The following is a 19,404-nucleotide window of genomic DNA, read 5'->3' as shown; positions in this document are numbered from 1 at the left end:
GGGTCCCGGTGGGCGAGGCCGCCTTCGCCGCGCGGCGCATCACCGCCCCCATCGGGCGCGGCTCGGTCAAGGCGCGGCGGGTGGCGGCAGCCGACTTCCGAACCACGGGCAACCGCACGCAGACGGATTTGATCGGCGTGATCGAGGGCAAGATCCTCACCGAGCACCTGCACGAGGAAATTCCCATTGAGGACGGCGACAAGCGCCCGGACCCGGCCCGCGACCTGGTCAAGATCGCCGTGGTGGAACGCCACGGGATCAACGGCAATATCGCCACCGGCTTCGTCCGGGGCTTCGGGTTGCAGCGCGGGGCCATCGCCTCGACCGTTTGTCACGATCATCACAACATCGCCGTTGTCGGGGCGGATTACGACGACATGGCGCTGGCCGCGAACCGGCTGGAGGATCTCGAGGGCGGCTTCGTGGTAACCGAGGGCGGGCGGGTGCGCACCGAACTGGCGTTGCCCGTGGCCGGTCTGATGAGCCTTGCGCCCTTCGAGGAGGTCCGCGCCCGGCTGGAAGAGCTGCGCGACGCGGCCAAGGCGCTGGGCGTGGGGCTGGAAGAACCCTTCCTGCAGCTGGCCTTCCTGGCGCTGCCGGTGATCCCCTCGCTCAAGATCACTGACCGGGGGTTGGTCGATGTGACCCGGTTCGAGATCATCGGGTAGCGCAGGGACCGTCGATGCGCGAAGCCACGGTGGCTGAATGCGCAGGGCGGCGCTGCCGGGGGGGCTCAGGTCAGCGGTGCGGCAAGGTAGAGCATCAGCGTTACCCCCAGCGGAAAGCCCATGGGAAAGCGGCTGCTTTCGCCCCAGCTTTGCCAATGCGGCACGCGGCCGCGCACCACCGGAATGGCCCGGCACAGCCGATGGACGGCGAAAGCGGCGGCAAGGCTGACGGCCAGCAGGATCAGCACCGCGCCGGCGTCCTCCAGGGCGACGAAGGGCGCCGCCGAGGCCAGGAACTTGGCATCCCCCGCCCCCAGCGCGCCCATGGCGTTCATCCCGATCCCCACGGCCAGCACCACCCCGAAATGGGCAAAGCGCAGCACGTAGTGCGGATTTCAGAAATACCGGACAGCGATTACGCTAAATCCCGGACAGCCGTTTCAGTAATTCCCGGACAGCTCGGGCACGGCTGATCCTCTGCCTGCAGTTATGTTTCTGATGGCATCGTTTCGCGGTTTTTCACGTGGGTCAAGTTCTCGTTTTGATCTTTTCTACGCAGGCTGTCTCCCTTGAGATCGATGCGGTGGGCGTTGTGGACGATTTGGTCGAGGATGGCGTCGGCGATTGTGGGCTCGCCGATCTTGCCGCCTCCGACCCGGCCAGTTTCGTCCGGGCCGAGACGGTTCTCGCGACCGCGCCCGAGGACATGGCCATCGCGCCGCCCCGCCTGGACGAGATGCGGGCCCTGGCCGAACGCTACGGGCCGCAGATCCTCGCCGCCTCGGTGGGGGAGCCGGTCTCGCCCGCGCTTGTGCTGGCGGTGATCGCCGTCGAAAGCGCCGGGAACCCGCGGGCTGTCAGCCACGCCGGCGCGCACGGGGTCATGCAACTGATGCCGGCTACGGCCAGACGTTTCGACGTCCGCGATGGCTTTGATCCGGAGCAGAACATCGCCGGGGGCGTGGCCTACCTGTCCTGGCTCATGGGAGAGTTCGAGCGCGGCGTGGTGATGGTCCTGGCCGGCTACAACGCGGGCGAGGGCGCGGTGCGCGACAATGGCGGCGTGCCGCCCTTTCCCGAGACCCGCGCCTATGTGCCCCGGGTGCTGGCCGCCTGGCGGGTGGCGCGCGGCCTCTGCGCGACCCCGCCCGAACTGCCCAGCGACGGCTGCGTGTTCGACCTGCGCGCGGGTAGTTGAGAGGACTGGTCGCACCACGCGATACGTATTTCTTGGAGGCGCGCTGCGCTGCTGTCGCCTCAGGCTTTCTTGCGGCCCTTGCCCTTTTTCGCGGTTTTCTCGGCAATCAGCGCGACCGCGGTGTCCATGGTCACATCGCCCGGCTCGGTGTCCTTGGGAAGGGTCGCATTGACCTTGCCCCACTTGACATAAGGCCCGTAGCGGCCCTCCATGACGTTGACCGCCCCCCCCTCGGAGGGGTGTTCGCCCAGGTCCTTGAGTGGCTTGGCCGCGGCGCGCCCGCCCCGGCCGGGGTTGGCGCGTTTCTCGGCCAGCATCTCGACCGCGCGGTTCATGCCCACCTGGAAGACGTCGTCGGGGTCCTTGAGGTTGACATAGACCGGCTTGGCCTCTTCGGGGTGCTGGTGCATAACGTAGGGCCCGAAGCGGCCGAAGTTCGCCTTGATCGTACCGCCCTCGGGGTGCTCGCCCACCTCCCGCGGCAGGCTGAGCAGGGTCAGAGCCTTCTCAAGGTCCATCGCATCCTTGTCCCAGCCCTTGGGCAGCGAGGCGCGCGGTGGCTTCTTGTTGTCCGGCGTCGGCTCGCCGCGCTGGACGTAGGGCCCGAAACGGCCCGACTTCAGCCAGATCTCGTCGCCCTGGTCCTCGCCCAGCACGCGTTCGTCGCCCTCGGCCCCCTCGCCCGCGATCGGGCGGGTATAGGTGCACTCGGGGTAGTTGCCGCAGCCCACGAAGCCGCCCGTGCGCGAGGTTTTCAGGTGCAGACGCCCCTCGCCGCACTTGGGGCAGGCCCGCGGGTCGGAGCCATCCTCGCGCGGGGGGTACAGCTGCGGGGCCAGAGCGTCGTCAAGCACGTCCAGAACCTCGCTGATGCGCAGCTCCGAGGTGTCCTCGATGGCCTTGTGGAAATCGCGCCAGAAGCCCGAAAGCACCTCTTGCCAATCCCTTTGCCCGGCCGAGACATCGTCGAGCATCTCTTCCAGGTTTGCCGTGAATTCGTAGCCGACGTATTTGCGAAAGAAGTTCAGCAGGAAGACCGTGACGATCCGGCCCTTGTCCTCGGGGATCAGGCGGTTCTTTTCCTTGCGGACATATTCGCGGTCCTGGATCGTGGTGATGACGCTGGCATAGGTCGAGGGGCGCCCGATGCCCAGTTCCTCCATCCGCTTGACCAGCGTCGCCTCGGTATAGCGCGGCGGGGGCTGGGTGAAGTGCTGCTCGGGGCTGACCGCGCTTTTCTTCGTGGCCTCGCCCTCGGTCATCTGCGGCAGGCGCTTGTCGTCGTCGTCGACCACGTCGTCGCGGCCTTCTTCGTAGACGGCAAGGAACCCGTCGAACAGCACGACCTGTCCGTTGGCGCGCAGCACGACCTGTCCGTCGGCGCTGCCGATGTCGACGCTGGTCCGTTCCAGTTTCGCGGCCGCCATCTGGCTGGCCAGCGTGCGCTTCCAGATCAGGTCGTAGAGCTTTCTTTGGTCCTGTTCGCTGATCTTCGCCTCGGCGGAGGACTTGGACATCTCGGTGGGACGGATGCATTCGTGCGCTTCCTGCGCATTCTTGGCCTTGTTCTTGTAGACGCGGGCCTCGGCGGGGACGTAGTCCTTGCCATAGCGCGCCTCGATGGCGCCGCGCGCGTCGGCCACGGCCTCGGGGGCCATGTCGATGCCATCGGTCCGCATGTAGGTGATCAACCCGGCCTCGTAGAGACGCTGCGCCGTGTTCATGCATTGCCGCGCGCCCATGCCGAACTTGCGGCTGGCCTCCTGCTGCAGGGTCGAGGTCATGAAAGGCGGCGCGGGGTTGCGGTTGCTCGGCTTGGCCTCGACCCTTTGCACCGACAGGTCGCGCGATGTAACGGCCTGCACGGCCAGTTCGGCCTGGGTCTCGTTCTCGATGTCGAACTTTTCCAGCCGTTTGCCGGCCAGCGTGGTCAGCCGCGCCTCGAAGGATTTTCCGCGCGGTGTCTCAAGCAGGGCCTTCACCGACCAGTATTCCTGCGGATTGAAGGCCTCGATCTCCATCTCGCGCTCGACGATCAGGCGCAGGCAGACCGACTGCACCCGGCCCGCCGACCGCGCCCCTGGCAATTTGCGCCACAGGACGGGCGAGAGGTTGAAGCCCACGAGGTAATCCAGCGCGCGGCGCGCCAGGTAGGCCTCGACCAGGTCCTCGTCGACCTGGCGGGGATGTTGCATGGCCTCGGTGATGGCCTCTTTCGTGATCGCGTTGAAGGTCACGCGGGAAACCGCGGTGTCCTTCTTGATCGAGCGGCGCTTGGTCAGCGCCTCTTGCAGATGCCAGGAAATCGCCTCGCCCTCGCGGTCGGGGTCGGTGGCGAGGATCAATTCGTTGTCGTCCTTGAGGGCGTCGGCGATGGCCTTGACGTGTTTCTTGCTGTCGTTGGCGACCTCCCAGACCATGTCGAATCCGTTGTCCGGATCGACCGATCCGTTCTTGGCCGGCAGGTCGCGGACATGGCCGTAAGACGCGAGCACGGTGTAGTCGGAGCCCAGATATTTGTTGATTGTCTTGGCCTTGGCCGGGGACTCGACGACGACAATGGGCATGGATACTCCTTGGGAATTCGGGGGCCGGGACCGCGCATAAAGGGCGCGGGCCGCAGCGTTTGTCAATGCGTTCACTTGGGATGGTCCGATGCCGGGGTCAAGCCCGGGACGATGGGCGCATGGCAGGCCGTTGCCAGGGTATGCGCCCTGCGCGGCCTCAATGAGGCGGACGGGTGCCTTGGATGCGCGCCTGTTTCGCGCCGGTGTGCCGGGCCCCCGGGCGCGGATCGGTTGCGCGCTGATGTGCTAGACGGCGCGCGAAAGCAGCCCACCGGGCTGGCGCAGGATCTGCCCGTCCAGTTCCAGGTCCACCAGCGCCGGGGCGACCTGCCCCGGGGCGGCGTGCAGATCGCGGATCAACTGATCCTCGGCCATGGGGCTGGGCCCGAGGCGCGACAGGATATCGCGGTGCAACTGGGCGGTGTCGCGCAGGCTGCGGCGTTCCGGCGGGGGCGTGGGTATGTCCAGCGCCGGTTGCGTGCTGGGCCGCGGGGCGGGGGCGAGATCGTCCAGCGCTTCGGTCACATCGGCGGCGCCGCGCACCAGCTGCGCCCCGTCGCGGATCAGCATGTTGCAGCCCGCCGCGCGGGCATCGAAGGGGTGGCCGGGCACTGCCATGACCTCGCGCCCTTGGTCGAGGGCATTGCGCGCGGTGATCAGGCTGCCGGACTTGGCGGCGGCCTCGACCACGATGACGGCACGGACAAGGCCCGAGATGATCCGGTTGCGCGCCGGGAAATGCCGCGCTTGGGGCTGCAGGCCCATGGGCTGTTCGGACAGGCGCAAGCCGGTCTCGGCGATGCGCCCGGCAAGGGCTGCGTTCTCGGCGGGGTAGATGACATCGACGCCGCCGGCCTGCACCGCAATCGTGCCGGTCGCCAGCGCGGCGTCGTGGGCCACCGCATCGACGCCCCTCGCCACGCCGGAGACCACGCAGAAACCCGCCGCGCCAAGGTCGGCGGCGAGCTTGCGCGTCATGCGCGTGCCCAGCGACGAGGCATTGCGCGCCCCCACCAGGGCGACCAGCGGGCGCTGAGCCAGGCTGGCATCGCCCAGCATCCACAGCGCCACGGGCGCATCGGAAATCAGCGACAGGTCGGGCGGGTAATCGGCATCGCCGTCAAAGACCAGCCGCGCGCCCAGCGCGGCACCGGCCTTGAGTCCTGCGGCAACGAGGCCCTCGGGGCAGGTCTGGTAATTGTCGACCCCGGCGTCGCGGGCGACCTGCGGCAGGGCCGCCAGCGCGGCCCCGGGCGTGCCGTGTTCCGCGATCGGGCGGCGCCAGGTTGATGGCCCCACCCGTCGCGAGCGCAACAGGCGAAGGGCATTGAACCGGTCATCTTCCGTGGTGGGTGGGAGTGGGGGGTGAGTGGAAGAATGCGTATCCCCGGTCATCCTGTCCTCCGCCTGCTGCTGGCTCAGGTTTAGACCGCCATGGGTTAACCTAAGGTAAAGGCAAGCGTGCCGACGTGCATTTTCATGCCGACCGGGCGCGTGAGTGTGGTTCAGGTCGCGGCCCCGCCCACGGTCAGCCCTCCGATCAGCAAGCTGGGCTGACCCACGCCCACGGGCACCCATTGGCCGGCCTTGCCGCAGTTGCCCATGCCGGGGTCCAGTGCCATGTCGTTGCCGATGCCGCGGATTTGCTGCAGGGCGGTGGCGCCATCGCCGATCAGCGTCGCGCCCTTGACCGGCGCGCCGATCTGGCCGTCGATCACCCGGTAGGCCTCGGTGCAGGAAAAGACGAACTTTCCGTTGGTGATGTCCACCTGTCCGCCGCCGAAGCCCACCGCATAGATACCGTCCTTGAGCTCGGCGACCAGATCGCCGGGGGCGGTGTCGCCGCCCAGCATGTAGGTGTTGGTCATGCGCGGCATGGGGATGTGGGCATAGCTTTCGCGGCGCCCGTTGCCGGTGGGGGCGACCCCCATCAGCCGGGCGTTCTGCCGGTCCTGCATGTAGCCCACGAGCCGGCCGTCCTCGATCAGCACGTTGCGCGCGCTCGGCGTGCCCTCGTCATCCACGGTGAGCGACCCGCGCCGGTCGGGCAGGGTGCCATCGTCCAGCACCGTGACCCCTTTCGCCGCGATCTGCTGCCCCAGCAGCCCCGCGAAGGCGGAACTGCCCTTGCGGTTGAAATCGCCCTCCAGCCCGTGCCCCACGGCCTCGTGCAGCAGGATGCCGGGCCAGCCGGGGCCGAGCACAACGTCCATGACGCCCGCCGGGGCGGGTTCGGCCGAAAGGTTGACCAGCGCGATGCGCAGCGCCTCGCGCAATTTCGGCTCCCAGGTGTCACGGGCCACGACATGGGACAGCCCCAGCCGCCCGCCGCCGCCCGCGGTGCCACTTTCGCGGCGGCCGTCCTGCTCGACGATGACCGAGACGTTGAGGCGGCTCATCGGGCGGGTGTCGCTGACCTGGGTGCCGTCGGGGCGCAGGATCACGACCTCCTGGTGCGAGGCGGCCAGCGTGGCCGAGACCTGAACCACCCGCGAATCCATCTGACGTGCGACCGAGTCGATCTCGGCCAGAAGCTCGATCTTGGCGGGAAACGTGGCCTCGGCCATCGGGTCGGCATCGGTGTAGAGGTGGCGATTGGTCCGAGCCGGGCCATCGGCCATGGTGCCGCCGCCATCGCCCACGGCAAGCCGCGCGGTGGAGACGGCGCGGTCGAGGGCTTTTTCGTCGATCACCGTGGAATGGGCATATCCGGCCGTCTCGCCGCGCACGGCGCGCAGCCCGAAGCCCTCGGAGGCGTCGAAACTGGCGGTCTTGACCCGCCCGTCGTCGAAGGCCAGCACCTCGGAGCGGCGCCGTTCCATGAACAGTTCGCCATCGTCGGCGCCCTCCACTGCCGCCTTGACCCTCGACAGCGCGGCGTCGCGGTCCAGGTGGGTCTCGAACGGGCGAAAGCCCTGCGCCGGGGGCGTTTGGTCCGGGGTGTAAGTCAAGGGGGTCCTCCTGCCCGGGAGGTCTCCGGGATTTGATCCAGATCAAAAAAGCGACCGTTTGCCACAATGGCCGCGCTTGAGTTGCCCCCCAGATTATGGGATGACCTCGACGAAATACAACGGGATTCCGATCCCGCTGTCCGAACTGCTTTAGGGAATGACATGCGACTGAACACCTTTGTCAGCAAGCTGGGCCTTGCCGCCGGATCGGCCCTTGCAACCGCTGCCCTCGCCGGGGCGGCTTCGGCCCAGCAGGGCATGGATGACCTCGAGATCGTCGGCAAGCCCGAGCAGGGCGGTACCGGGTTCCAGCCCGCCGCCACGGAACTGGCCCGCGACCTGCAGTGGCTGGACGGCATGATCCTCGTGCTCATCACCGCCATCACCCTTTTCGTGACCGGGCTGCTGGCCTGGGTGATCTTGCGCTACAACCAGCGCAGCAACAAGACACCCGCGACCTTCACGCACAATTCTCCGCTGGAAGTGGCCTGGACGGTCGTGCCGATCGTGATCCTGGTGTTCATCGGCTCGTTCTCGCTGCCGACGCTGTTCAAGCAGCAGGAAATCCCCGAGGGCGACATCAATATCACCGTGACCGGCTATCAGTGGTTCTGGTCCTACGAGTACACGGATGAGGATATCTTCTTCGAAAGCTACATGATCGGCTACGGCGAGGGGAACCTCAACGACAGCATCCGCGACCAGTTGGTTGAGGCCGGCTACAGCGAAGACGAGTTCAAGCTGGCCACCGACACGGCCGTCGTCGTGCCCACTGGGTCCACCGTCGTCATGACCGTGACCGGGGCCGACGTGATCCACTCCTGGACCGTACCCGCCTTTGGCGTGAAGCAGGACGCCGTGCCGGGACGCTTCGCGCAGCTGTGGTTCGAGCCCGAGCGCGAAGGCGTCTACTTCGGCCAGTGTTCGGAGCTGTGCGGCAAGGACCACGCCTTCATGCCGATCACCGTCAAGGTCGTCAGCCCCGAGGCCTACGAGGACTGGCTGGCCGGGGCCAAGGAAGACTATCCAGCCTGACCGGCCCCCGGCAACCCAAACCCAGCGGGATCGCAATGACAGACGTGACGCAGCAGACAGGCACCTACGAGGCGGGAATGGGTGATTACTACGCCCTGATGAAGCCCCGCGTGATGCAGCTGGTGGTCTTCACCGCGCTGGTGGGTCTGCTGGTCGCGCCCGGGTCGGTGCATCCCTACATCGGCTTCGTGGGCATCCTGTGCATCGCCGTGGGGGCGGGGGCCGCGGGGGCGCTGAACATGTGGTGGGACGCCGACATCGACGCCGTGATGAAGCGCACGCAGTCGCGCCCCGTCCCCTCTGGCCGGGTCCAGCCCGGCGAGGCGCTGGGCATCGGCCTTGCGCTTTCGGGCTTTTCCGTTGTCCTGCTGGCCCTGGCCACGAACATGGTGGCCGCCGGGTTGCTGGCCTTCACGATCTTCTTCTATGCCGTCGTCTACTCGATGTGGCTCAAGCGGTCGACGCCGCAGAACATCGTCATCGGCGGGGCCGCGGGGGCCTTTCCGCCCATGGTGGGCTGGGCCGTGGCCACGGGCGGCATCGCGCCCGAAAGCGTGCTGATGTTCGCCTTGATCTTCATGTGGACGCCGCCGCACTTCTGGGCGCTGGCGCTCTTCGTGAAGTCCGACTACGGCAACGCCAACGTGCCCATGCTGACCGAAACCCATGGCCGCCGCGTCACTCGCAACCACATTCTGGGGTACACCATCGCGCTGGTGCCGGTGGCGCTGGGCATCGCCTTCACCTCCATCGGCGGGCCGGTCTATCTGGCGGCGGCGCTTGTCCTAAATGCGTGGTTCCTCAAGGGTGCGGTGGACATCTGGCGGCGCGACGACGCGGCGAGCGACGCTGACAGCCATGCCACCGAAAAGCGCGTCTTCAAGGTTTCTCTGTACTATCTGTTTGGCCATTTCGGCGCGCTTCTGCTTGAGGCGGTGCTGCGCGGCCAGGGCCTGGGAGGCTGGTAAGCCATGGCGATCAAGGTCGAACACGAACTGCACAAGCGCCGCCTGGACCGCAACGTCGGGCTGGGCCTGTTGCTGGTGGCCTTCGTCGCGCTGGTGCTGGGCCTGACGGTTGTGAAGGTCCAGACCCTCGACGACCCGCGCGAGATGGAACGGTTCGACCATGTTGCGCGGCCGGCGCTCGAAGACGTGGCCCGCGACGAGGCCGAGGAGGACGCGCAATGAAGTTCAATCCCTTTAACCGCTTCGAGGACGGTCCCAAGCGCACCGCCGCACAGGCTGTCTCGGTCGTTGTTCTCATGGGCGGGCTGGCCTGGGCCTCGGTGCCGTTTTACGACTGGTTCTGCCGGGTCACGGGCTTTAGCGGTGTTACCGGCGTGGCCGCGGCCGGCAGCGACGAGATCCTCGACCAGACGGTGACCGTGCGCTTCGACGCCTCGGTCGAACGCGACATGCCCTGGCGCTTCAAGCCCGCGCAGCGGGAAATGGAGGTTCGCATCGGCGAAACGGCGCTGGCCTTCTACGAGGCCACCAATACCAGCGATGTGCCGATCGCGGGCACCGCCAGTTACAACGTGGCCCCCTATGATGCGGGCGGTTTCTTCGAGAAGATCGACTGTTTCTGCTTCGAAATGCAGGTGCTACAACCGGGTGAGACCATGCAGATGCCCGTGAGCTTCTTCGTGGACCCCGATATCGTCGATGACCGCGAAGGGCAGTATGTTCACACCATCACCCTGGGGTACACCTTCCACCAGGCCCCGCTGCCCGAAGAAGAGCAGCAGGCCGCCCTGGATACCCGGCTGACACTGGCGACCGGCCCGGTCGCCGGACCCCAAGATCAATAAGCAATATCGCGCGAGGGAACGCATAAAATGGCGCACGAAAAGAACCACGACTACCACATTCTCAACCCCTCGATCTGGCCCTTGCTGGGGGCCGTGGGAACTTTCGTGATGCTCTACGGGGCAGTGCTCTGGATGGACGGTTCGGCGCCCTGGATGTTCCTGATCGGCCTGGTGGCGGTGCTTTACACCATGTTCGGCTGGTGGGCCGATGTCGTCGCCGAAAGCCAGCAGGGCGATCACACCCCCGTGGTCCGCATCGGGCTGCGCTACGGCTTCATCATGTTCATCATGTCCGAGGTGATGTTCTTCGCTGCCTGGTTCTGGAGCTTCTTCAAGCACGCCATGTACCCGATGGGCCCGCAAAGCCCCGCGGTTGACGGTCAGTGGCCCCCGGCGGGCATCGAGACCTTCGATCCCTGGCACCTGCCGCTGATCAACACCCTGATCCTGCTGTGTTCGGGCGCCGCGGCGACCTGGGCGCACCATGCGCTGGTGCACGAGAACAACCGCAACGACATGAAGCAAGGGCTGATCCTGTCGGTGCTGCTGGGGCTGATCTTCACCGGTTTTCAGGCCTATGAATACAGCCACGCGGCCTTCGGTCTGGCCGGCAACATCTACGGCGCCAACTTCTTCATGGCGACCGGGTTCCATGGCGCACATGTGATCATCGGGACCATCTTCCTGCTGGTCTGCCTGATCCGCGTCTACAAGGGGCATTTCACCCCTGAAAAGCACGTGGGGTTCGAGGCAGCCGCGTGGTACTGGCACTTCGTCGACGTGGTCTGGCTGTTCCTCTTCGCCTCGGTTTACGTCTGGGGCGCCTAGGGTCTTTCGCGGCGGCGGGTCTTGACCCACGTCAGAGGACAGGACAAGACGCGCGGGGCCATGCCGCCTCGCGCGTTTTGCCGTAAACGCACCGTAATCACGGACCCATTGATGCGACACCTTCTGTTTCCAATCCTCGTTGGCCTGGGCGGCCTGGCCGTGCTGATCGGGCTGGGGGTCTGGCAACTGGACCGGCTGGAGTGGAAAGAGGGCGTGCTGGCCGGGATCGACGCGCGCATGGCGGCGGACCCCGTGTTCCTGCCGGAACAGGTCAGCGAGGCCGAGGACGAATACCGCACCGTCACCTTCGCTGGCCGTCCCACGGGCGCGGAACTGCATGTGCTGGTCTCCGGCACCCAGGAGGGGACCGGCTATCGCGTGATCTCGGGCTTCGAGACGCAAACGGGCCGCCGGATACTGCTCGACCAGGGGCTTTTGCCGCTGGAGGCCAAGCAGAAAGATCCGGCCCGCCCCGAGACGGAGGTGACGGGCACCTTGCTCTGGCCCGATGACGTGAACAGCTCCACCCCCGATCCCGACCTGGAAGAGAACATCTGGTTCGGCCGCGACGTGGCCGCCATGGCCGAGCGCCTTGAGACCGAGCCGCTGCTGGTGGTGCTGTCCCGGGCTTCGGCCTATGATCCGCGGCTGGACCCGCTGCCGGTAAGCACCGTGAATATCGCCAACGACCACCTGGAATACGCGATCACCTGGTTCTCGCTGGCCGCGGTCTGGCTGGCCATGAGCCTCTACTGGCTGCGCCGCAGCACTCGCCGCGAGGACCCTCAGGCATGAAATACGTATCGACCCGCGGCACCGCCCCCGCGCTGGACTTCGAAGACACCATGATGACCGGCCTGGCGCGGGATGGCGGGCTCTACGTGCCCGAGACAATCCCGCGCCTGAGCGCCGAGCAGATCGCCGGGCTGGCCGGACAAAGCTACGAAGAGGCCGCTTTTGCCGTCATGCGCCCCTTCGTGGGCGAGACCTTCACCGACGCGGAGTTCCGCCGCCTGATCGACACCGCCTACGCGGGCTTTGGTCATGCCGCCCGTGCGCCGCTCAAGCAACTGGCGCCCAACCATTTCCTGCTGGAGCTGTTCCATGGCCCGACGCTGGCCTTCAAGGACTTCGCCATGCAGCTGATCGGCCAGATGTTCCAGGCCGCGCTGGCCCGCTCGGGCAAGCGGATCACCATTGTCGGCGCCACCTCCGGCGATACCGGTTCGGCCGCGATCGAGGCCTTCCGGGGGCTGGACAACGTGGATGTCTTCATCCTCTTCCCGCAGGGCCGGGTGTCCGAGGTGCAGCGCCGCCAGATGACCACGCCAACCGACGCCAATGTCCATGCCCTGGCCGTCGAGGGCGATTTCGACGATTGCCAGGCCCGTCTCAAGGACATGTTCAACGACTTCGCCTTCCGCGACGCGGTCGGCCTGGCCGGGGTCAACAGCATCAACTGGGGCCGGGTGCTGGCGCAGGTGGTCTATTATTTCACCGCCGCGGTCAGCCTGGGCGCGCCGCACCGCAAGGTCAGCTTCACCGTGCCCACGGGAAATTTCGGCGACATCTTCGCGGGCTACATCGCCAAGCGCATGGGGCTGCCCATCGAGCGGCTGGTCGTGGCCACCAACCACAACGACATCCTGCACCGCACGCTGCAGACCGGCGCGCAGGTCAAGCAGGGGGTGACGCCCTCGATCAGCCCCTCCATGGACATCCAGGTCAGCTCGAATTTCGAACGCGCGCTGTTCGAGGCCTATGGCCGCGACGGGGCCGTGGTGGCCGCGCAGATGGACGAGTTGAAAGAAAAGGGTGGCTTCACCGTGGGTCAGGGCGCCATCGAGATGCTGTGCGAGACCTTTGACAGCGGCCGCGCCTCGGAAGAGCAGACGCTGGCGCGCATTCGCGCCGAAATCGCACGCTCGGGCGAGCTTTTGTGCCCGCACAGCGCTGTGGGCGTCGAGGTGGCCGAGGCGCACCAGGGGCCGACGCCCATGGTCACTTTGGCCACCGCCCATCCGGCCAAGTTCCCCGACGCGGTGGAACAGGCCAGCGGCATCCGGCCCCCGCTGCCCGAGCGCATGGCCGACCTCTTTGACCGCCCCGAGCGTGTCACCCCCGTGGCCAACGATCTGGCCGCCCTCGAAACCCTGATCCGGGAGCGCCGCACCAAGTGACTGTCGAAATCCATACCCTGTCCAACGGCTTTCGCGTTGTCTGCGAGGTCATGCCGGGCCTCAAATCCGCCGCCCTTGGCATCTGGATCGATGCCGGGGGCCGCCACGAGCGGGCCGACCAGAACGGCATCGCCCATTTTCTCGAACACATGGCGTTCAAGGGGACTGCCAAGCGCAGCGCGCTGCAGATCGCCGAGGCGATCGAGGACGTGGGCGGCTATATCAACGCCTATACCAGCCGCGAGATGACGGCCTACTATGCCCGCGTGCTGGAACAGGACGTGCCGCTGGCCATGGACGTGATTTCCGACATCCTGCTCAACCCTGTCTTCGATACGCGCGAGATCGAGGTCGAGCGCGGCGTGATCCTGCAGGAGATCGGCCAGGCGCTGGACACCCCCGACGACATCATCTTCGACTGGTTGCAGGAACAGGCCTATCCGGGTCAGCCCATCGGCCGCCCGATTCTTGGCCCCGCCGAGCGCGTCAACGCCTTCACCCGCGACGACCTGGCTGGCTTTGTGCAGGATCAGTACGGCCCCGAACAGATGATCCTCGCTGCCGCCGGGGCCGTTGATCCGAAGGAACTGCTGAAACTCGCCGAGGCGCATTTCGGCCACCTGCCACCCCGCGCGCCGGCCAATGCCGCCACGCCCGCCCGCTTTGGCGGCGGCGAGGCGCGCCATGACAAGACGCTGGAGCAGGCCCATTTCGCGCTGGCCTTCGAGGGGCCGGACTACTGTGCCGACCGGATCTATGCCGCGCAGATCTATGCCATCGCGATGGGCGGCGGAATGTCCTCGCGCCTGTTCCAGGACCTGCGCGAGACTCGCGGGTTGTGCTACACGATCTTCGCCCAGACAGGCGCCTATTCGGATACCGGCATGATGACAGTCTATGCCGGAACCTCGGGCGAGCAACTGAGCGAGCTGGCCGACCTGACCATCGACACTATGAAACGCGCCGCCGAGGACATGAGCGCGCAAGAGGTCGCGCGCGCCCGTGCCCAGATGAAAGCCGGGATGCTGATGGGCCTGGAAAGCCCGTCGAACCGGGCCGAGCGGCTGGCGCGGCTGCTGTCGATCTGGGGCAAGGTGCCCAGCATCGAGGAGACGACCCGCCGCATCGATGCCGTGACGACCGGCGATGTGCGCAGCTTCGGCGCCGACATGCTGACCCGGGCCGGGACGGCCATGGCGCTCTATGGGCCCGTGGGCGGTGCCCCGTCGCTGGAGGCCCTGCGCGAGAGGCTCGCGGCGTGATGCTGCGCCAGAAGCGGAAACTGCGGCTGGAGACCGAGCGCCTGACGTTGCGCCCGCCCCAGCACACGGATTTCCGCGACTGGGTTGCGCTGCGTCAGGCAAGCCGCGATTTCCTGGCCGCGTGGGAGCCAAGCTGGGCCCCCGACCACCTGTCCCGCAAGAGCTTTACCAACCGCGTCTACTGGGCCCAGCGCTCGGTCGCCAATGGCACCGCGCTGCCGCTTTTCCTGGTCCGGCGCGCCGACGAGGTCCTGCTGGGCGCGATCACCCTGGACCATATCCGGCGCGGCCCGGCGCAGGCCGGCACCACCGGCTACTGGATCGGCGCGGCCCATGCCCGGCAGGGCTACATGCGCGAGGCCATCGAGGCGCTGGTGCACCACGCCTTCACCACGCTCGACCTGAGCCGGATCGAGGCGGGTTGTCTGCCCGAGAACATCGCCTCGCGCCGTTTGCTGGAAAGCTGCGGCTACAAGTACGAGGGCGTGGCGCAGTCCTATCTTCAGATCAACGGGCGCTGGCGCAATCACGTGCTCTACGCCAACCTGCGGCACGACCGGCGCGGCAAGACCGACGCGGGGTAGGCCCTGAGTGGCCCATCGCAGACCCGGGGCACGAAACGTCTTTGAAATTAATGTAAAGGCAGAAAATCGCTATGCCTCAGGCCCACTTGGGCGGATTTTCGCAGGGCTGTTTGGCTTCTTCATTTCGGTGAATTAGGTGGGGATCGCGAACGCAAGCAACCCCGGAAAGGATCGACATGACCCTCAAGAAAACCTTCTTCACCACGCTCGCAGCCACCGGCATGGCTGTTGCATCCCTCGCCGCCGTCCCGGCCGTCGCACAGGACACCGAAGCGCCTGCCGCACCCGCGGATGTGGAAGATGGCGAACTGGATGCCTTTGTCGCAGCGCTCGATTCGGTCATGGAGATCGAAGAGAATTACGCGGCCCGTCTTGGCGAAGCCGAAGGCGACGAAGCCCAGCAGCAACAGCTGATGGAAGAGGCCCGCGCCGAAATGGTGGCCGCGGTGAACGAGACGCCCGAGATGGATGTCGAGCGCTATGTCGAGATCCTCGAACTGGCCCAGAACGATCCCGACCTGAGCGCCGAACTGAGCGAGCGCATGGAAAACTGAACGCCCCCATCATGGCGACTGAGTCCGCCCGCATGCCGATGGACCGGCATGCGGGCTTTTCTTCTCATGACAGGGGCTGTCCGGCGGGTGTTCGGAAAAAGCTGACTTTCCCCGCCGCTGCGCTATCATTCGCCGCAGGAGGGCCTGTCATGATCCGCTACATCCTGCCAATTGTCTTTCTTGTTACCTCCGGCGCCGCATTGGCGCAGGACCGCATCCCGTCTCATTGCCGCGCCTTCGCGCAGGCGCCGGGGATGGAGTATCTGCACCGCGCCAGTTTCCGCGATCCGGTCGCCGACGAGACCGTTCGCATTTCCTACCTCGACCACGCCATGTTCCTGATCCAGTCCGAGACCGTCTCGGCCATGACCGATTTCACCGGCTGGTATGGCAACGTGGATTTCATCCCCGACGTGGTGACGATGAACAACGCCCATTCCACCCATTTCACCCGCGCGCCCGATCCGGCGATTGCCCATGTTCTGGAAGGCTGGGCGGTGAACGGCCAGCCACGCGATCACGACCTGGACCTGGGCGATATGCTGATCCGCAATGTGCATACCGATGTGCGGTCCAACGGGTCGGCAGTGCGCGAGAGCGGCAATTCGATCTTCGTGTTCGAGGTCGCGGGGCTTTGTGTCGGTCACCTCGGTCACCTGCACCATGAACCCGACGACGCCCAATATGCCATGCTGGGCCGGCTCGACGTGGTCATGGCCGCGGTCGATGGCGGGCTGACCCTGCGCCATGAGGCCTTGCTGCGGGTGATGGACAGGCTGCGCTCTTCGGTGGTGATCCCGATGCACTGGTTCGGGCGCCGCACGCTCGAGTCCTTTCTGACCGACATGGAGGTCAGCGGCTACGACGTGGTGCGCACCGATGGGCCCGATATCACGCTGTCGCTGCAGACCCTGCCGTCGCGGCCGACGGTGATGGTGCTGGAACCGGAAGTCCTGGCCGAGTGACTTGCCCGCCCCGCAGGCCCGTGCTTTGACGCACCCATGCTGAATGCCGTCACCCCCGATCTGCAAGAGTCCCTGCGCGGCCGCCTCGGGCCGAAGGGCCTGCTCCAGGACAGCACCGCCTACCTGCAGGAACCGCGCGGGCGCTGGCAGGGGCGGGGCCTGGTCGTGGCCCCCGCCAGCACCGAAGAAGTGGCCGAGGTCGTGCGGCTGTGTGCCGACGCGGGTGTCGGGGTCATCCCCTATGGCGGCGGCACCGGCCTTGTCGGCGGCCAGATCACCGAAGCCGACCCCGCGCCGGTCATCCTGTCGCTGCACCGCATGGCCGCGATCCGCGCGGTCCACGCCGCGGAAAACGCGATGGAGGTCGAGGCGGGCGCGATCCTCGCCGATATCCAGGCCGCCGCCGAGGGCGTGGACCGGCTGTTTCCGCTTTCGCTCGCGTCAGAAGGGTCCGCCCGGATCGGCGGCTTGCTGGCGACCAACGCCGGCGGGCTGAACGTGCTGCGTTACGGCAACGCGCGGGCCCAATGCCTGGGGCTGGAGGTCGTCATGGCCGATGGCACGGTCTGGAACGGGCTGTCGCGGCTGCGCAAGGACAACACTGGCTATGACCTGCGCGACCTGATGATCGGGGCCGAGGGCACGCTGGGCATCATCACCGCCGCCACGCTGAAACTGATGCCGCGCCCTGTTGAAACCGCCACGGCGCTTTTCGCCGTGCCCGGCCCCGAGGCGGCGCTGGAACTGCTGGCGCTGGCCGGGGCGCAACTGGGCGAGACGATATCGGCCTTCGAGCTGATCCACCGGCAGGGCTTCGATTTCCTGGCCGAGGCCGGGATCGACCATGTGCGCCCGCTCGATCCCATCCCCCACTGGTGCGTGCTGACCGAGATCGGCTTCGGGGCCGGGCAAGATGCCCAAGGCGCGCTCGAGGCACTATTCGCCACGGCGCTGGACCAGGGCTTGACGGAGGACGGCACCATCGCGCAGTCCGTGCAGCAGGCGCGCGATCTCTGGGCGATCCGCGAGAGCATCCCCTCGGCCAACCGGGTGATCGGCGCGGTTTCCTCGCATGACATCTCTTTGCCGCTCTCCGCGATTCCCGATTTCATCGCGCAGGCCCCCGGCAAGCTGGCCGAGGTGGGGGATTTCCGCATAAACTGTTTCGGCCACCTGGGCGACGGAAACCTGCATTACAACGTCTTTTCCCGGCCGGGCCACAGCCGCAGCGATCACGACCACCAGCGCGCGGCGGTCAAACGCGCCGTCCACGACTTGACGCATGCGATGGGCGGGTCGATCAGCGCCGAACACGGGGTCGGGCGATTGAAAGTGGCTGATCTGGAACGCTACGCCGACCCGGTGAAACTGGCCACCATGCGCGCCATCAAGCAGGCGCTCGACCCGCAGGGCATCCTCAATCCCGGGGCGGTGCTGCGGCGGCGGTGACGCTTGCCCTCGGGAAGGCTTGCGCATAAGAGGGCGCGGATCGAACCAAGGGCCGGACATGCCAGTTCTCGTGATGAAATTCGGCGGCACCAGCGTTGCCACCCCCGACCGCATCCGCCGCGCGGCCAAGCGCGTGGGCGTCGAGGTGTCCAAGGGCTACGACGTGATCGTCATCGTTTCGGCCATGGCGGGCGAGACGAACAAGCTGGTCGGCTATGTCAGCGACACGAGCCCGCTTTACGATGCCCGCGAATACGATGCCATCGTCAGTTCCGGCGAGAATGTCACCGCCGGGCTGATGGCCTTGACGCTGCAGGAAATGGACGTGCCTGCGCGCAGTTGGCAGGGCTGGCAGGTTCCTGTCAAAACGACCGCCGCCCATTCCACCGCCCGGATCGAGGAGATCCCGACCGCGAACATCGCGGGCAAGTTCGCCGAAGGGATGCGCGTGGCCGTCGTGGCCGGGTTCCAGGGCGTCAGCCCCGAAGGCCGGATCACCACCCTGGGCCGGGGCGGGTCGGACACCACCGCCGTGGCCTTCGCCGCCGCCTTCGGCGCGGAACGCTGCGACATCTATACGGATGTCGACGGTGTCTATACAACCGACCCGCGCATCGCCGCCAAGGCCCGCAAGCTGGACCGCATCGCCTTTGAGGAAATGCTGGAACTGGCCAGCCTGGGCGCCAAGGTGCTGCAGACCCGCTCGGTCGAGCTGGCCATGCGCTACAAGGTGAAACTGCGGGTGCTCAGCAGTTTCGAGGAACAATCCGACGCGGCCGGCACCCTGGTCTGCGACGAGGAGGACGTGATGGAAAACCGCCCCGTATCCGGAATCGCCTACAGCCGCGAAGAGGCCAAGATGACCCTGATCTCGGTGGCCGACCGCCCCGGCATCGCCGCCGCCATTTTCGGGCCGTTGTCCGAGGCGGGCGTGAACGTGGACATGATCATCCAGAACATCTCCGAAGAGGGCCGCACCGACATGACCTTTTCCTGCCCGGTGGATCAGGTATCCCGCGCCGAAACGGCCCTGAACACGGCCAAGGCCAGCGGCGAGATCAATTATCACGACCTGGTGGCCGACACGGACGTGGCCAAGATCAGCGCCGTGGGCATCGGCATGCGCAGCCAGTCCGGGGTGGCCGCGACCATGTTCAAGACGCTGTCGGACGAGGGCATCAACATCAAGGTCATCGCCACCTCGGAGATCAAGATCAGCGTTCTGGTCAACCGCAAGTACATGGAACTTGCGGTGCAGGCGCTGCATGACGCCTTTGAGCTGGAAAAGGCCGACTGAGGCCCTCAGGCCCATGCGCCGCGCGTGACAAGGGGCCATCCCGCGTGCAATCG

18 protein-coding genes and 2 pseudogenes are annotated in these 19,404 nt (G+C 66.7%); 15 read left to right on the top strand and 5 right to left on the bottom strand.

What is annotated here, in order from left to right; genetic code table 11:
• The coding region (locus tag ACH107_RS11825; protein WP_412506035.1) for an adenine deaminase C-terminal domain-containing protein at window positions 1-668 on the top strand (668 nt) is incomplete at its 5' end.
• 65 nt (window positions 669-733) lie between these two features.
• Here ACH107_RS11825 and ACH107_RS11820 read toward each other — a convergent pair.
• Entirely contained in the window at window positions 734-1,051 is a 318-nt protein-coding gene (locus tag ACH107_RS11820; protein ID WP_310691388.1) for a hypothetical protein, read from the bottom strand.
• Window positions 1,052-1,155: 104 nt separating this feature from the next.
• Window positions 1,156-1,308, bottom strand: a pseudogene (locus ACH107_RS11815) (ATP-binding protein); the annotation flags it as partial.
• Window positions 1,309-1,413: 105 nt separating this feature from the next.
• Here ACH107_RS11815 and ACH107_RS11810 point away from each other — a divergent pair.
• Window positions 1,414-1,866: pseudogene (locus tag ACH107_RS11810) on the top strand (lytic transglycosylase domain-containing protein); the annotation flags it as partial.
• A 59-nt stretch (window positions 1,867-1,925) separates the two neighbouring features.
• On the opposite strand, the gene topA reads toward ACH107_RS11810, so the two are convergent.
• From topA to tldD, 3 genes are all read right to left on the bottom strand, one after another.
• Window positions 1,926-4,433: a type I DNA topoisomerase gene (topA, locus tag ACH107_RS11805; RefSeq protein ID WP_412506034.1), complete on the bottom strand. Its 2,508-nt coding sequence runs from the start codon at window positions 4,431-4,433 to the stop codon at window positions 1,926-1,928.
• Between the two features lie 246 nt (window positions 4,434-4,679).
• Entirely contained in the window at window positions 4,680-5,828 is a 1,149-nt protein-coding gene (gene dprA, locus ACH107_RS11800; RefSeq protein ID WP_412506033.1) for a DNA-processing protein DprA, read from the bottom strand.
• 110 nt (window positions 5,829-5,938) lie between these two features.
• Window positions 5,939-7,384 (bottom strand): metalloprotease TldD, encoded by a 1,446-nt coding sequence (tldD, locus tag ACH107_RS11795; RefSeq protein WP_412506032.1) that lies wholly within the window; start codon window positions 7,382-7,384, stop codon window positions 5,939-5,941.
• Between the two features lie 162 nt (window positions 7,385-7,546).
• On the opposite strand from tldD, the gene coxB reads away from it, so the two are divergent.
• The 13 genes from coxB to ACH107_RS11730 all read left to right on the top strand — a co-directional run bounded on the left by coxB (window position 7,547) and on the right by ACH107_RS11730 (window position 19,351).
• On the top strand, window positions 7,547-8,419 hold the full coding sequence (coxB, locus tag ACH107_RS11790; protein ID WP_310691392.1) for a cytochrome c oxidase subunit II: 873 nt from the start codon (window positions 7,547-7,549) through the stop codon (window positions 8,417-8,419).
• Between the two features lie 35 nt (window positions 8,420-8,454).
• Window positions 8,455-9,387, top strand: coding sequence for a heme o synthase (cyoE, locus tag ACH107_RS11785; RefSeq protein WP_412506031.1), 933 nt, complete (start codon window positions 8,455-8,457; stop codon window positions 9,385-9,387).
• 3 nt (window positions 9,388-9,390) lie between these two features.
• Entirely contained in the window at window positions 9,391-9,609 is a 219-nt protein-coding gene (locus ACH107_RS11780; RefSeq protein ID WP_412506030.1) for a hypothetical protein, read from the top strand.
• The gene (locus ACH107_RS11775; RefSeq protein ID WP_412506029.1) at window positions 9,606-10,232 is read left to right on the top strand and encodes a cytochrome c oxidase assembly protein; all 627 of its coding nucleotides are present in this window, start codon (window positions 9,606-9,608) and stop codon (window positions 10,230-10,232) included. Before ACH107_RS11780 ends, ACH107_RS11775 begins: the two co-directional genes overlap by 4 nt.
• Window positions 10,233-10,259: 27 nt before the next feature.
• Window positions 10,260-11,060 (top strand): cytochrome c oxidase subunit 3, encoded by an 801-nt coding sequence (locus ACH107_RS11770; protein ID WP_310691396.1) that lies wholly within the window; start codon window positions 10,260-10,262, stop codon window positions 11,058-11,060.
• Between the two features lie 111 nt (window positions 11,061-11,171).
• Window positions 11,172-11,855 carry an SURF1 family protein gene (locus ACH107_RS11765; RefSeq protein ID WP_412506028.1) on the top strand — a complete coding sequence of 228 codons (684 nt, stop codon included), beginning with the start codon at window positions 11,172-11,174 and terminating at the stop codon, window positions 11,853-11,855.
• Window positions 11,852-13,240 (top strand): threonine synthase, encoded by a 1,389-nt coding sequence (gene thrC / locus ACH107_RS11760; RefSeq protein WP_310691398.1) that lies wholly within the window; start codon window positions 11,852-11,854, stop codon window positions 13,238-13,240. The genes ACH107_RS11765 and thrC overlap by 4 nt, the downstream gene beginning before the upstream one ends.
• Window positions 13,237-14,502, top strand: a complete 1,266-nt coding sequence (locus ACH107_RS11755) for a M16 family metallopeptidase (protein ID WP_412506027.1) — start codon at window positions 13,237-13,239, stop codon at window positions 14,500-14,502. Before thrC ends, ACH107_RS11755 begins: the two co-directional genes overlap by 4 nt.
• Window positions 14,502-15,086, top strand: coding sequence for a GNAT family protein (locus tag ACH107_RS11750; protein ID WP_310691400.1), 585 nt, complete (start codon window positions 14,502-14,504; stop codon window positions 15,084-15,086). Before ACH107_RS11755 ends, ACH107_RS11750 begins: the two co-directional genes overlap by 1 nt.
• 176 nt (window positions 15,087-15,262) lie before the next feature.
• Window positions 15,263-15,640 (top strand): DUF4168 domain-containing protein, encoded by a 378-nt coding sequence (locus ACH107_RS11745; RefSeq protein WP_310691401.1) that lies wholly within the window; start codon window positions 15,263-15,265, stop codon window positions 15,638-15,640.
• A 149-nt stretch (window positions 15,641-15,789) separates the two neighbouring features.
• Entirely contained in the window at window positions 15,790-16,605 is an 816-nt protein-coding gene (locus tag ACH107_RS11740) for an MBL fold metallo-hydrolase (protein WP_310691402.1), read from the top strand.
• A 36-nt stretch (window positions 16,606-16,641) separates the two neighbouring features.
• Complete coding sequence (locus ACH107_RS11735; RefSeq protein ID WP_412506026.1) at window positions 16,642-18,054, top strand: FAD-binding oxidoreductase; 1,413 nt, start codon at window positions 16,642-16,644, stop codon at window positions 18,052-18,054.
• Window positions 18,055-18,112: 58 nt separating this feature from the next.
• On the top strand, window positions 18,113-19,351 hold the full coding sequence (locus ACH107_RS11730; RefSeq protein WP_310691404.1) for an aspartate kinase: 1,239 nt from the start codon (window positions 18,113-18,115) through the stop codon (window positions 19,349-19,351).
• Window positions 19,352-19,404: the final 53 nt, after the last annotated feature.

Source organism: Roseovarius halophilus (ex Wu et al. 2025), assembly GCF_047086965.1.
This window is presented reverse-complemented; position numbering and strand designations above follow the sequence as displayed.